General features: G+C 75.9%; 8 protein-coding genes. 1 reads left to right on the top strand and 7 read right to left on the bottom strand.

Features of this window, described 5'->3' with window-relative positions; genetic code table 11:
- Positions 1–3: 3 nt before the first annotated feature.
- Together ACFVZH_RS04365 and ACFVZH_RS04370 are read right to left on the bottom strand one after the other, a co-directional pair.
- Positions 4–3,372: an FtsX-like permease family protein gene (locus ACFVZH_RS04365; protein ID WP_384892976.1), complete on the bottom strand. Its 3,369-nt coding sequence runs from the start codon at positions 3,370–3,372 to the stop codon at positions 4–6.
- 222 nt (positions 3,373–3,594) lie between these two features.
- The gene (locus tag ACFVZH_RS04370; protein ID WP_384892979.1) at positions 3,595–3,999 is read right to left on the bottom strand and encodes a globin; all 405 of its coding nucleotides are present in this window, start codon (positions 3,997–3,999) and stop codon (positions 3,595–3,597) included.
- A 121-nt stretch (positions 4,000–4,120) separates the two neighbouring features.
- Between ACFVZH_RS04370 and ACFVZH_RS04375 the strand changes: the two genes are divergently transcribed.
- A complete protein-coding gene (locus ACFVZH_RS04375; RefSeq protein WP_384892982.1) occupies positions 4,121–5,077 on the top strand; it encodes a methyltransferase domain-containing protein in 957 nt (318 codons plus the stop codon).
- Between the two features lie 9 nt (positions 5,078–5,086).
- Here ACFVZH_RS04375 and ACFVZH_RS04380 read toward each other — a convergent pair whose 3' ends face one another.
- The 5 genes from ACFVZH_RS04380 to ACFVZH_RS04400 are packed head-to-tail and all read right to left on the bottom strand — an operon-like array spanning position 5,087 to position 13,245.
- On the bottom strand, positions 5,087–6,490 hold the full coding sequence (locus tag ACFVZH_RS04380) for an FHA domain-containing protein (RefSeq protein WP_384892985.1): 1,404 nt from the start codon (positions 6,488–6,490) through the stop codon (positions 5,087–5,089).
- Positions 6,491–6,531: 41 nt separating this feature from the next.
- A complete protein-coding gene (locus tag ACFVZH_RS04385) occupies positions 6,532–7,875 on the bottom strand; it encodes a VWA domain-containing protein (protein WP_384892988.1) in 1,344 nt (447 codons plus the stop codon).
- Between the two features lie 53 nt (positions 7,876–7,928).
- Positions 7,929–9,326 (bottom strand): PP2C family serine/threonine-protein phosphatase, encoded by a 1,398-nt coding sequence (locus ACFVZH_RS04390; RefSeq protein WP_384892991.1) that lies wholly within the window; start codon positions 9,324–9,326, stop codon positions 7,929–7,931.
- A gap of 2 nt (positions 9,327–9,328) precedes the next feature.
- On the bottom strand, positions 9,329–11,908 hold the full coding sequence (locus tag ACFVZH_RS04395; RefSeq protein ID WP_384892994.1) for a tetratricopeptide repeat protein: 2,580 nt from the start codon (positions 11,906–11,908) through the stop codon (positions 9,329–9,331).
- Between the two features lie 59 nt (positions 11,909–11,967).
- Positions 11,968–13,245 (bottom strand): hypothetical protein, encoded by a 1,278-nt coding sequence (locus tag ACFVZH_RS04400; protein WP_384892996.1) that lies wholly within the window; start codon positions 13,243–13,245, stop codon positions 11,968–11,970.
- Between the last annotated feature and the right edge of the window lie 63 nt (positions 13,246–13,308).

Raw genomic sequence — 13,308 nt, forward strand, 5'->3', positions numbered from 1 at the left:
CCATCAGTGGTCCCCCTGATGGCGCAGGGTCACGACCGGGTCGGTGCGGCGCAGGGCGATCCCGGCGACGATGGCCAGCGGCAGTGTGGCGACTCCGGCGAGGAGCAGGGCCACCTGCCCGAGGGGCAGTTCGACCAGGACGGCGGGGACGGGGCGGGCGGCCTGGCCGGTGAGGACGACGAGCGGGACGACGGCCCGGGCCAGGACGGTGCCGAGCCCGATGCCGACGAGCAGGCCGATGCCGATGAGCACGCCCTGTTCGGCGGCGATGAGCCGGGCGAGCCGGCGGCGGGGGGTGCCGAGCGCCTGGAGCAGTCCGAACTCGGCGGACCGTTCCCGCAGCGCGCCGGCCGAGCCGACCGCGAAGCCGACGGCGGCGAGCGCGGCGGCGGCGGCCGCGACCGCCATCAGGGCGGCGTTGGGGCCCGCGCCGAGCGGGTCGCCGAGGAGGTCGGCGGCGGCCTCGTCGCGGACGAGGACCTGCGCGGGGTCCGTGTTGGGGCGGGCGCGCAGGGCGGCGGCGACGTCGTCCGCGCGGCCGGGGGCGACGGTGAGCCACCACTCGGTGGGCGGCACGGTCGCGGTCCGGTCGGAGCCGCCGGCCAGGTACCGGTTGACCGAGGCCAGGTCGACGAGGACCGCGCCGCCGTCCTCGGGGGTGGCGACGGGCGTGGTGGCGGACACGGCCCGGGAGCCCGGTCCGGTGGTCGGCAGTTCCTTGACCACCCGGGCGACGGTGACGTCGATCTGGCGGCCGTCGAGGGCGACCTCGATCCGGTCGCCGGTCTTGGCGCCGGTCGCCGTCATGAACGCCTCGGTGGCCACGGCGGAGAGGTACTCGGGCGGCTTCGGGCCGGGGGCGTTCGCCCGCAGCGTGTACTCCTCCGTCTCCCAGTGGCTGTCGTCGGAAACGCCGCCGATGACGACGAAGGAGAGGGTGTACGGGGCCGGGCGGCCGCCGGGTCCCGCGCGGCCCGCGGTGCCGTTCGCGGGGCCGCCGCCCCCCGGGTCGCCGAACTCGGTCTGCTCGAAGTCGGAGGCCCAGGAGGCGAGGACCTGCCCGGGGGCGTGCACCCGCTCGGTGCCGTCGGCCCGGACGGTGGCGAAGCGCTCGACGACGAGGGTCTGCGTGTACCTCACGCCGTCGGCGATCTGGCCGGTGACCTCCAGGCCGGTGAGGGTGAGCAGACCGCCGGAGCCGCGGGCCGCGTCCGTGCCGGGGCCGGCGGTCAGGGCGCCGAGGTCGGCGGTCAGCCGGTGGGTGCGGCCGTCGAGCGGCAGCGGGCCCAGGATCTGCCGGAACGGGATGCCGTTCGGGTCCTCCAGGACGGCGGTGACCCGGGGCTCGGGCATGCCGGCGGGTGCGGTGGTCCGCAGGTCGACGGCGATCGTGCGGGTACCGGCGGGCAGCGCGAGCCCGGGCCGGGTGAGGTCCTTCGGCGTGAGCGGGGCGAGGAGGGAGGAGGCGGTGGCGCCGGCGAGGTCGGGGCGGAGCAGCATGCCGCCCGCGGCGTTGCGGGTGTCCACGGCCAGGACGGTCGCGGTCTTGCCGGCCGCGTCCATGGAGGCGCGGTACACGGGGGCGACGGCGGTGACGCCCGGGACGGCGGCCAGCCGCTCGGTCTCCGTCGGCTCGCCGGGGCCGGCGCCGAGGACGCGGACGGCGGCGCCGGTGTGGAAGTCGGCCTGGTCGCGCTGCGAGCGTTCCCACGAGCCGCTCTGCCCGATGGCCAGCATGCCCATCGCGACGGCGAGGACGAGGAGGAGGACGGGGCCCGCGCCGCGCAGCGGCCGGCGGCTGAACTGCCAGCCCGCGAGCGCGGCGGAGAGCCCGCGCCCGCCCGCCGCGCGCCGCTCGGCCAGCTTGGCGGCGGGCGGCAGGAGGCGGAGGGTCAGGACGGTGCCGGCGAGCAGGGCGAGGGCGGGCGCGGCGATGAGCACGGGATCGATGGAGCCCCCGCCGGCCTCTTCGGTGCCGAGGGTGCCGCCCGCGGCGGCGGGCCGCTGGAGCTGCCAGTAGGCCACGCCGGCGACGGCGAGGAGGGCGAGGTCGGCCCCGGCCCGTACCGAAGCGGGCAGCGAGGCCGAGCGGGCCTTGCGCAGCGAGACGGCGGAGCCGTCGCCGGCGGCGAGCGCGGGCGCGACGACGGCCGCGGCGCAGAGCAGGGCCACGCCCGCGGCTACCAGCCACACCTGGAGCGAGGGCGTCGTGTCGAGCCGGACGCCGAGGGAGGAGAGCGCGGACCGCTCGGCGAAGAGCCGGGTCAGCGGTCCGGACAGGAGCGGTGCGGCGATCGCCGCGGGCAGCGCGAGGAGCAGCGCCTCGATGCCGGCGAGCCCGGCGATGCGGCGGCGCGAACCGCCGCGGGCCCGCAGCAGGGCCGTCTCGCCGGAGCGCTCGGTGCTGAGGAGCCGGGCGACGAGCAGCAGCGCGTAGGCGGCGAGCAGCACCAGCTGGACGGCGACGATCAGCAGGGTGGAGCGGGAGACGAGCAGCGCGCGCTGGGTCTGCTGCAGGGCGGTCGGGAGCGCGGTGGACGTGGAGATCGTGGTGCCGAACGCGTCGGTGCGCGCGGCCAGCGCCTTCGGGCCCTCGGTCGCGGAGGCGCGCAGGGCGTCGATCCGGTCGGTGGTGAGGCCGTCGAAGTCGGCGGAGCCGAGCCAGGAGATGTCGCCGGTGCTGAGCACTCCGGCGCCGAGCACGGCCGGGTCGACCAGCAGCGGGCCGTACGTCGTGAACGCGACGGTCCGCACGCCGCGCCCGCCGGCCGGGTCCAGCTGCCAGTACAGGTCGGCGGTGTCGACGGGCCGGTAGACGCCGGTGACGCGGGTCTTCACCCGCCGTTCGTCGTCGAGCCGGTCGCCGAGGTCCAGGACGGTGCCGGGGGTGATCCGCAGCCGCCGGGCGGCCTCCTCGGGCAGCGCCGTCTCGATCACGCCCGCCGTCCGGGACGGCGAGGGCCAGGCGCCCTTGACGAGGGTGAGCCGTGAGCGGTCGAGCGCCGCGAAGTGCGTCAGGTCCGGGTCGCCCTTGCGGGCCGCCTCCGACTGGAGGCTGCGGGGCAGTGCGTACGGCCCCGAGCGCTCAAGGCGCCGGACGGTCACCGGCAGGCCGTCGAACGTCCGCCGTACCCCGTCCGTGACGGCGGCCTCGGCGCTCGCCCGCTTCGCCTGGGGCACCTGGCCGGTGACGAGCAGCGAGGCGGCCGCCGCCGACCGGCCGCGCAGGCCGGCCTGGAGCGCCGCGTCCCCGATGGTGCCGGAGAAGGCCGCCAGGGTGGCGAGCACGGATGTCGTCAGCAGGACCGCGAGGAGCGCGGCGGACAGCAGTAGTCGGTGCGCCCTGACACGCAGAAATACGAACCCCGTCACCCGTCCCCCTGGCCACCCTGATCACGGTGCGCACGTCGAACACTCGCCGAACGCTCCCGAAACTTCCTCCGGATGCTTTCAGAGTGCACGTGCTGCTGGAAACCGCTTGCAGACCGACCTTGATGGGATTGTGACCGTTATTCGGGGTCGTCTCTCCGGAATGTGTCCGTCCATGCCCGATCGGTGGCCTCGATCGTGCCACCGGAGCGACCTGAGGGGCCGTCAGTCCGCGGAGTTCACCATCGACGCGGCGGCGTAGGCCAGATAGCGCCAGAGCTCCGCCTCGTGGGCGGGGGCGAGACCGAGGGTGTCCACGGCGTCGCGCATGTGACGCAGCCAGGCGTCGTGGGCGGCGCGGTCGACGGTGAACGGGGCGTGCCGCATACGGAGGCGGGGGTGGCCGCGGTGGTCGCTGTAGGTGCGGGGGCCGCCCCAGTACTGGATCAGGAAGAGGGTGAGGCGCTCCTCGGCGGGACCGAGGTCCTCCTCGGGGTACATCGGGCGCAGCAGCGGGTCCGCGGCGACGCCCTCGTAGAAGCGGTGGACCAGACGGCGGAAGGTCTCCTCGCCGCCGACCTGCTCGTAGAAGGTCTGCTCCTGCACTGTTTCCCCGGGAATCTCGTTCACCGTTCCATCGTCTCAGATGACCCGGCCGAGGACCGGAGGTCTAGGACCGCACCCCGGGCCGCACCCGGTGCCGCGCCCGGGAGCGCTCGCCGGGCCCGCCGGGCGGCGGGAGAGTGGAGGCATGGGTGAGCCGCGGGACGAGTTCGCCGAGGCCGCCGCGCGGGCGCGGCGGGCGCTCGTGCGGGAGGTGGAGGCGGCGGGCGAGCTGGCCGACCCCGCCTGGCGCGCGGCCTTCACCGGGGTCCCGCGCCATCTCTTCGTTCCGTACTACTACGTCTCCGGGACAGGCGGCTACGAGCGGCTCTGGTCCGGCGACCCCGACCCCGCGCGGCGGGAACGCTGGCTGCGCGGCGCCTACGACGACACGGCGATCGCCACCCGGGTACGCGACGGGGAGCTGGTCTCCTCCGCCAGCCAGCCGTCCCTGATGGCGCTGATGCTCCGGGCCCTGGACGTCCGCGACGGCGACGACGTCCTGGAGATCGGCGCCGGCACCGGCTACCACGCCGCCCTGCTCTGCCACCGGCTCGGCGACGCGCACGTCACCACCGTCGACCTGGACGAGGAGATCGCCGAGGCCGCCCGCACCCACCTCGCCGCCGCCGGGTTCCGGCCGGCCGTCGTCGCCGCCGACGGCGCCCGCGGCTGCCCGGAGCACGCCCCCTACGACCGGATCGTGGCGACCTGCGCGGTGCCCTGGGTGCCGTACCCCTGGCTCGCGCAGAGCAGGCCCGGCGCCCTGGTGCTCGCCCCGCTGTCCACCGGGCTGATCCTGCTGCGGGTCCGCGACGGCGCCCACGCGGAGGGCAGGTTCCTGGAGACCTCGGCGTACTTCGTGGCGCTGCGGGGCGTCGCCGCCCGCACCCTGCGCCGGGGCCCGGCCGGGGACGAGGGCTTCCGCTTCCTGTGGGGGCTGGCCGGCGAGGCCCTGGACAGGCGTGAAGCGCTCTCGCTCTGGCTGCGCGAGCGGCGGCCGGAGCGGGAGCGCTTCGGGGTGACGGTCAGCGGCGACCGGCAGTGGGCCTGGCTGGACGACCCCGGAGGGCCGTACGCCTGGCCCCTGCCGGTGGCCGCCTGACGTGCTCCGTCAGCCGAGACGGATCGTGATCGTGGTCCAGGCGCCGACGTGCACCCGGTCGCCGTCCTGGAGCTGGACGGGGACGTAGGGCTGGATCGGCTCCTCGCCGCCGTTGATCGTGGTGCCGTTGGTGGAGTTCTGGTCCACCACCGCCCACGAGCCGTCCGGCTGCTGCACGAGCACGGCGTGCTGGTGCGAGACGCCCGGGTCCTCCGGCGGCACCGACAGGTCGATGTCGGGGGACTCGCCGGTGGAGTGCCGGCGGCGGCCGATGGCGATCTGGTTGCCCTGGAGCGGCAGGTGCTTGTCCGGCGAGAACGCGGGCAGGTTGAGGCCCGAGGCTTCGGGCCCGCTGCGGTGCATCATCGCCATGAAGTACTCGCGGTCCGGCCCGATGACCGCCGTCCAGCCCTGCGGCTGCCGCGGCGGCTGGAACTGCTGCGGAGGACCCTGGTGCTGCGGGGGTGCCTGATACGACGGAGGCCCCTGCTGCTGGTGCTGCGGGGGTGCCTGCTGCTGGTGCTGCGGAGGCCCCTGCTGCTGATGCGGCGGTGCCTGGTGCTGCGGGGCCGGCGGCTGCGGGGCGTGCGGCTGCGACGGCGGGGACAGGACCCAGTCGTCGTCGGCGCGCGGCTGCGGCGGCGCCGGTGCGGCCGGGGCCTGCGCCGGGGCCTGGAGGTACGCGGGCGGGGCGGGCGGCTGGTGCATCCCCGGCTGCGGGGCACCCGGCGGCTGCGCTCCCGGCTGCGGCATGGGCGGCTGCTGGTGCGGCGGGCGCTGCGGCGGGGCCTGGTGGTGCGTGGGCTCGGCGCCCAGCGGCTCGGCCGGCCGGTTCACCTGCGAGGGCCGCGAACCCTGGTAGCCGAACGGGTCCGGCTGCTGCGGCGGCGGGGGCGGCGGGGACTGGAAGCCCGGCGGCAGGTTCAGGCCGGGCGGCGGCCCGGGCTGCTGCGCGGCCGGCGGGTTGTGCGGGGCCAGCGGCGTGTACGAGGTCGCCGTGTTCGTGAGGAAGTTCCAGCGGCACTCCTCACAGAACGGCGCCATGTGCTCGCGCGGCGTACGGCACTGCGGGCAGAGCTCCGCCTGGGCCGTCGCGTTCGGGTCGCCCCCGGGGGCGAAGCCGCCCGGGGCCGCAGGGGCACCGGGACCGAAGCCACCGGGGCCGTCGAAGCCGCCGGGCGCGCCGAAGTCGCCGGGCCTGTCGTAGCCGCCGGGTGCGCCGAAGTCGCCGGGCGGCGGGCCCTGCGGGGCCTGGCCGGGACCGGCGGGACCGGGGTATCCGTACGCGGGGGGCGGCGGCGGGGGAGGCGGCGGTACGGCACCCGCAGGCGCGCCCGCCCCGGCCATGCGATGGCCGCAGACCTCGCACCAGTCGTCGGAGACCGACTGGTGTCCGTTCGGGCAGGTCGGCATGTCGGTGCTTCCCCCTCTCGTCGTCCGGCCCGGTGGCCGGGCTACCTCTTGACGCGAACGGTCTTGGTGGAGCGGGTCTCGAGTGTCATCTCGTCCGCTTCCGCGACCTTCGCCTTCAAACGCACAGTACCGGTCGCCGCGTCGACGACGTCGACCACCTTCGAAAGCAGTTTCGCCGTATCCGCGTTGCCGGAGGCCGCCGCGAGCTGCACCGCGCGGCCCAGTTTGGCCGTCGCGCCGTCGCGATCGCCCGATTTGCGGGCATCGAGACCCTGCTGGATGACGTCCGCGAGCTCCGCCTGGCCCGTGTAGTGCGCCACCTGCGGGTTGATCGACGTCGACATCGCGAGGTCGTCCGTCCACACCGCCCGTACCAGCCCTTGGGACAGCGGACGCGGGTCGCCGCCCGCCGGGTCCGGGGCGAGCAGCGAGACGCGGGCGGCGAGCATCTCCTGCCCGACCGCGGCCCGCGGGACCCGCACGCTGACGTGGTAGTCGCGCGACTCGTCGCCCCAGGAGCCCGTCGGGTAGTCCCCTGCGCGCGGACCGGCCTCGGTACGCCGCCCGGTGAGGTCCTCGACGGCCGGCGCCACCTGCTTCACGAACAGGACCTCGACCCCGACCGGGGTCCACAGGCGGAGCGCCACGTCCGCCACGCCCTTGCCCATCGCGGTCTCCATCATCGACGTGAAGTCGGCGGCGAGACCGGCCGGGTCGGCGACGATGTCGGCGGTGCCCAGGAGCGCCGACGCGATCCCGGTGACCTCCTTGACCTCCCAGTCGGTGCCGACCCCGCGCGCGTCGCAGGTGAACCGGCCCGCGCAGGCGTCGAGCGCGGCCCGCAGCGCCTCCGGCGTCTCGTGCTCGTTGCGGCCGTCGGTGAGCAGGACGCCGTGCCGGATGGACAGGTCGGCGGAGGCGAGCAGCCGGTCCGCGAGGCGCAGCCAGGTGCCGATCGCCGTGCCGCCGCCCGCGGAGAGGCGGCGCAGCGCCTCCTTGGCCTCGGCGCGGGTCCGGGCGTCGGCGACGGCGAGGCCGCCGTTCCCCGGGTAGACCTCCTTCGCCACGTGCGTGCCGGCGACGACGGCGAAGGACGTGCCGTCGTGCAGGGTGTCGACGGCGGCGGCGGTCGCCTCGCGCGCGCCGCGCATCTTGGTGGCCGGGTAGTCCATCGAGCCGGAGCAGTCGACCATGATCACGACACCGGCCGTGCTGCCGTCGGCGACGTGCCCGAGGCCGCCGGACGCCGTCGCGCCGGTGGTGCCGCCCCCGGTCGAGGTGACCGTGACGATCGCGCTGACGTCCCTGCCGCCCTCCGGCAGGAACTCGTTCTGGTAGACGTCCACCGAGAACTGCGGCACGGTCGACTTGGAGAAGTTCGCCATCTGTTCGGGCTCCTCGGGCAACAACGGTGGAGGGGTTTCGGACCGGCGACCGCTCAGGCGGATCCTGCCCCTTGCGGAGTGACGGTGAACGGGACGAGCGCGACCGTGATGTTGTCGTGGCCGCCGCCGTCCAGGGCGTGGCCGACCAGGACCTGCGCGCCGTGCAGCGGGCGGGCCGCCGCGTCCACGGGGACCACCCGGGCCATGTCCTCGGGGCCCTCCGCGTAGTTCCACAGGCCGTCCGTGCAGACCACCACCACACCGGAGTGGTCCGGCTTGAACGAGGCCGTGTGCGGGTCCAGTTCGTACGAGTCGGCGCCGAGCCAGCCGGTGATGGCGTGGGCGCGCTCGTCCGCGTACGCCTCGGCCTCGCTCATCAGGCCCGCCGCGACCATCTGGGCGGCCCAGGAGTCGTCCTCGGTCAGCCGCACGGACTGGGTGCCGCGGTCGTCCGGCACCCAGTAGGCGCGGCTGTCGCCGACCCAGCCCACGACGAGCAGGCCGTCGGTGACGACGGAGCCGACGATGGTGCAGGCCGGGGCGTTCCGGTGGCGGTGCGGGTCGTGCTCCGCGCCGTCCTGGCCGGGCTCCTCGGCAAGGGAGTTGACGGCCTCGGCGGCGGCCACGATCGCCTCGTGCATGGCCTGCTGCGGGTGGGTGCCACGGGGCAGCGCGGCGCGCAGCGAGGCGTCGGCCGCGGCCGCGGCGGCGGCGGACGCCTCGTCGGGGCGGGTCGCCGAGGAGACGCCGTCGCAGACGATCGCGACGGCGGCGGGGGAGCCGTCGGGGAGGGTGGCCGCGGAGACCGCGAACGCGTCCTCGTTGCGGTGGTGGCGCAGCCCCCGGTCGCTGACGGCGGCCACGGGGCCGGCCTCCCGCTCCATGTGGTCGCGCTCGCGCGGCTGCGCGTGCCCGCAGTTCTCGCAGTAGCCGTCGGTGTCCACCCGCCCGGCCCGGCAGGCCACGCACAGCGCGGCCCGTCCGGCGGCGGCCGGCGCGGGAGAGGGCGCCGGCGCCGGGGCCTGTTCGGCGGCCGGGGGCGGACCCGCCTGTACGGCCGTACGGGGGTCGGGGGCGGCCAGTTCGAAGTCGCCGCCCGAACCGGACTCGGCCCCGGACGGCACGGCGGGCGCGGGCGCGGCGGGCGCCGGCACCGGGCCGTCCGTGCGGACCGCCATCGTGGGCAGGTCGTGGCCGCCGGAGTCGGTGCCGGGCAGGTCGCCCGGGTGCTGGGTCGCCGTCGAGAGCGAACCGGGGTCCCGGGGCGGGGCGTCCGGCCAGGCGACGGGGGTGCCGATCGCGACGGTCGGGCGGTCGGGCCCGGCCTCGGCGGCGGGTACGGCCGTCAGGTCGTAACCGCACGCCCCGCAGAACCGGTCACCCGACTCCAGCGGCTCCGCGCAGCCCGGGCAGGCGGCGAGTCCGTGCGACGGCTTCGGCTTCTGGGACATCCTCACACCCACGTCCGGGGACGGAAGCGGTTGGCCCGCTCCACCAGTTCGATCCTCTCGTCGCCCTGCTGGGCGAGCCGGGCCAGCACCCGGTACGAGCGTTCGAGGCCGAAGCGCAGTCCGCGCTCGTCCAGTTCGCTCCCGAGCAGCAGCGCGCCGCCGCCCGGTGCCGCACCGGGACTCCCGGAGAGTACCCAGTCGAGAGCCGTTCCGAGGACCTCCGTCGACAACTGCTCGCGGCGCACCGCGTCGAGACCGAAGCCCTGGAGCGCGGAGACCTGCGCCGCGGCGGCCGTCAGATCGCCGCCCAGCGGCTCGTGCGCCGGGCGCCGCCGCAGCCGCGCCCGTACGGCCGCGACCCGGGCGGCGGTGTAGTGGATCGACGCCTCCGGTACGGACTCCAGCGCCTGGACGGCGCCGGTCCGGTCGCCGGCCGCGAGCCGCACCCGGGCGAGCCCGAAGGCCGCGCTGACGAAGCCGGGGTCGGTGGCCCACACCAGGTGGTAGTACTCGGCGGCGTTGTCCAGCTGGCCGAGCACCTCGGCGCAGATCCCGAGGGCCAGCTTCGGCGCGGGCTCGCCGGGGAAGGCGTCGTACACCGCGTCGAAGGCCAGGGCCGCCTGCTCGTGGTCGCCGGTCACCAGGGAGGTGACGCCCCGGTACCAGACGACCCGCCAGTCGTCCGGGTCCCGCTCCTCCAGGCCCGCCAGGGTGCGGACGGCGGAGGGCAGGTCGCCCAGTTCCAGCCGGGCCCGCAGGGTGCGCAGGCGCAGCTCGGCCGAGGGCGCGGGCACGGCCTGGAGCGCCGTGAGCAGTTCGCCGGGCGCGGCGGCGGCGAGACCCGCGAGGAAGCCGGCGTTGGGGTCGCCCGGGTCGACGCGCGGCACGGGCAGCGCGAGCGAGGTGGCGGGCGTGTCGACCGGGGCGAGCAGCCCCGCGAGCCTTGCACCAGGTGCGGCTCCGGGGGCGGTCCCGGGGGTGGCACCGAGCCCCGCACGGGGCGCGGGCACCGGCGCGGGCATCGTCCCGGCAGTCCCAGCAGTCCCGACGGTCCCAGCCGCCACAGCCGTCCCGCCGGGCAGCGCGCGGGTCGCGCCGCCGCGTCGCCGTCCGGCCCCCTTGCGGGCGCCGAGCAGCGAGACGTCCTCGGTCAGTTCGGCGAACAGCGCGGTGTCCGTGACCCGCACCTCCGTGCCGAACAGGGTCGACAGGGCCGGGCGCGGACGCCCCGACTGGAGCGCCACCACCTCGCGCAGGACGCCCGTGAGCTGCTCGGCCATCTCCTGCGCGGAGGCGAACCGGCGGGCCGGGTCGGGGTCGGTGGCGCGGACCAGGAAGCGGTAGAAGGACTCGTACGTCCGGAAGACCGCGATGTGCTCCGGATCGGGCAGCGAGTCCACGAAGACGTTCGTGTAGCCCTGGAAGTCGAAGGTCATCACCGCGAGCGTGCGCGCCACCGTGTACAGGTCGCTGGCCACCGACGGGCCGACCTCGGCCACCTCCGGCGCCTGGTAGCCGACCGTGCCGTAGATCGCGGACTCGTCGTCGTCCATCCGCCGGACCGCGCCCATGTCGATGAGCTTCAGCTGGTCCTCGGACTGGATGGCGTTGTCGACCTTGAAGTCGCAGTAGAGCAGGTTCCGGCTGTGCAGGTGGCCGAGCGCCTCCAGGGCCTCGATGCCGTACGCGCACGCCTGCTCCACCGGCAGCGGATCACGCCGGCCGTCGGGGGTGCGGCGGTCGTTGGCGATCTCCTTGAGGGACTTGCCGCCGACGTACTCCATGACGATGTAGCCGTCCAGGGAGCCGGTGCGCTGGTCGAGGTGCTCGACGAAGTTGTAGATGCGGACGATGTTGGAGTGCTCGATCTCGGCGAGGAAGCGGCGCTCGGAGATCGCCGCGGCCATGGCGTCCTGGTCGCCGGTGTCGAGGAGGCCCTTGAGGACGACCCACCGGTCGGAGACGGCCCGGTCGACCGCGAGGTAGATCCAGCCGAGGCCGCCGTGCGCGAGGCAGCCCGCGACCTCGTACTGCCCGTGGACGATGTCCCCGCCGCGCAGCTTCGGCACGAACGAGTACGGGTGGCCGCACTTGGTGCAGAAGCCCTCCGTGCGGCCCGGCCGGTCGCCCCGCGAGCGGCCCACCGGGGCCCCGCAGTCGGAGCGGGAGCAGAAACGCTTCCGCTCGGGCACCTCGGCGTTCTCCATCACGGCGCCCCGCGGGTCGGGCCGCGGCACCTCCGGGATGGACACCAGCCCCGCGCCCAGCCGGTTCCGGGCGGACTGCCCGGCCGACGATCCGGAGCTGCGCACCGACACCGAACGGGCGGTGGACGCGCCGGACGCCCCGGAGAGAGCGCGCGACAGCCGGCCGGAGACCGACCGCCGGGAGGTCGAGGAGCGCGACGAGGCCCGCGAGGAGGCGCGCGAACCGCTCCGCGAGGAGCCGGAGTCCGGCCCCCCGACGCCGCCCGTCCCCCTGCCGGGCACGGCCATCCCGGTCGGCGTCGACGCGATCAGCCCCGTCGGCGCGACGACCGGGGCGAGCCCGCAGGTGTCGCAGTACAGCTCGCCGCCTCCCATGTCCTCGTACGATCCCTCGCACGAAGGACGCTGACAGCTCCCCACGCCCGTCTCCCCGCTCACCACTGTCGTCCTCCCGCGTCTCTCGGGCCGGACAGTACGTCCGCCGCCGCCTGCTGATAGCGCAGTACGGCCTGTTCCGCGACCCGCAGATCGCAGGGCGCGCTCCACAGCATCCTGCGGGCCGCGTCGTACCGCTCGACCAGCAGCGGGTCCTCCGCCGCGCCGAGCCGGGCCACCTTCGCCTTGTACGCGTCGAGCCGGCCGCGCAGCTCGGCCCGGACCGCGAGCGGCGCCGTGACCGCGGTCAGCGACTCGCGGGCCCGCAGCAGCTCCTCCTCCGCCTCCCGCTCCAGGGACTCCAGGAGCGGCGACAGCCGGTTCCACTGGGCGTGCCGGCGGTACTCGGCGGCGGTCGCCAGCCGTTCCTGGAGCGCCGTCGGCGGCCCGCTGACGGCCGGCACCTCGGAGGCGGCGATCTTCGCCAGGACCTCGCCGCGCGCGGACCGCGCCTCGGCGAGCGTCCGGTCGGCCCGCGAGAGCACGTCCCGCAGCCGCAGCAGCCGGTCCTCGGAGTCCTGCCGGACCGCGAGGACGGCCTCGGTCTCGCGCCGGACGTCCTCCAGGGCCAGCGCCGCCCGGTCGTACCGCCCGGTGTCCGGACGGCCCCCGCCGGGCGCCGAACTCCCCGCCGCCGGGCGCCAGAAGGCCAGCGGATCGGTCACCACCTGGGACCGCAGCGCGGTCAGCTCGGCCGTGATCGCCTCCAGCTCGTCCCCCGCCGGATGCTCGCCCGGCCGCACGCCCACCGAGTACGCGAGCGAGCGCGTCCGGCCCAGCTCGGCGGCGAGCAGGTCTATCCGGGCGGGCAGCGCCGACCACACCGCGTCGGCGGTGACGACCAGGTCCAGCGAGGAGGCGTACAGCTCGTTCATCCGGCGGACCAGCCGCTCCAGACTGAAGCGCTCGGTGAGCAGCGCCTGTTCACCCGCCCCGCCCGCGACGAGCACGCTCTCGCCGCGCAGCCGGTCGGTCAGCTCCACCAGTTCCTCGCGGGCCGGCCAGCGGCGCCGCGCACGTACCTCGCGCGCCTCCCGCAGGGCGCCCGTGTACACGTCGAAGCAGTTCCAGAGCAGTGTGATGCTCCGCTCCGTCGCCGCCCAGCGGTCCCGGGTGACGCCGGTCAGCTCGGCGCCTTCGAGCAGTCTGCGGCCCGCGTGGTCCTGGAGCGCGAGGAGCGAGTCCTCGATCGCCTTGTGCTCGGCGCCGAGCCGCGCCAGCGCACGGTCCACCTCGTCCCGGTCCATCACCGGCCCGGGGGGTCCCGTGACGCCCATCGGTCACCTCTTCCGCTTCGTGTACAGGGTTACTCGTACGGGGCGTGTACAGGGCTGCTCGGC

Origin of the sequence: Streptomyces sp. NPDC059534 (assembly GCF_042743475.1) — a bacterium.
Classification (GTDB): domain Bacteria; phylum Actinomycetota; class Actinomycetes; order Streptomycetales; family Streptomycetaceae; genus Streptomyces.

Coding starts and splice junctions, on each gene's coding strand:
- ACFVZH_RS04375 (WP_384892982.1), top strand. CDS start 4,121: ATGGGTGAGCCGCGGGACGAGTTCGCCGAGGCCGCCGCGCGGGCGCGG.
- ACFVZH_RS04380 (WP_384892985.1), bottom strand. CDS start 6,490: ATGCCGACCTGCCCGAACGGACACCAGTCGGTCTCCGACGACTGGTGC.
- ACFVZH_RS04385 (WP_384892988.1), bottom strand. CDS start 7,875: ATGGCGAACTTCTCCAAGTCGACCGTGCCGCAGTTCTCGGTGGACGTC.
- ACFVZH_RS04390 (WP_384892991.1), bottom strand. CDS start 9,326: ATGTCCCAGAAGCCGAAGCCGTCGCACGGACTCGCCGCCTGCCCGGGC.
- ACFVZH_RS04395 (WP_384892994.1), bottom strand. CDS start 11,908: ATGGGAGGCGGCGAGCTGTACTGCGACACCTGCGGGCTCGCCCCGGTC.
- ACFVZH_RS04400 (WP_384892996.1), bottom strand. CDS start 13,245: ATGGGCGTCACGGGACCCCCCGGGCCGGTGATGGACCGGGACGAGGTG.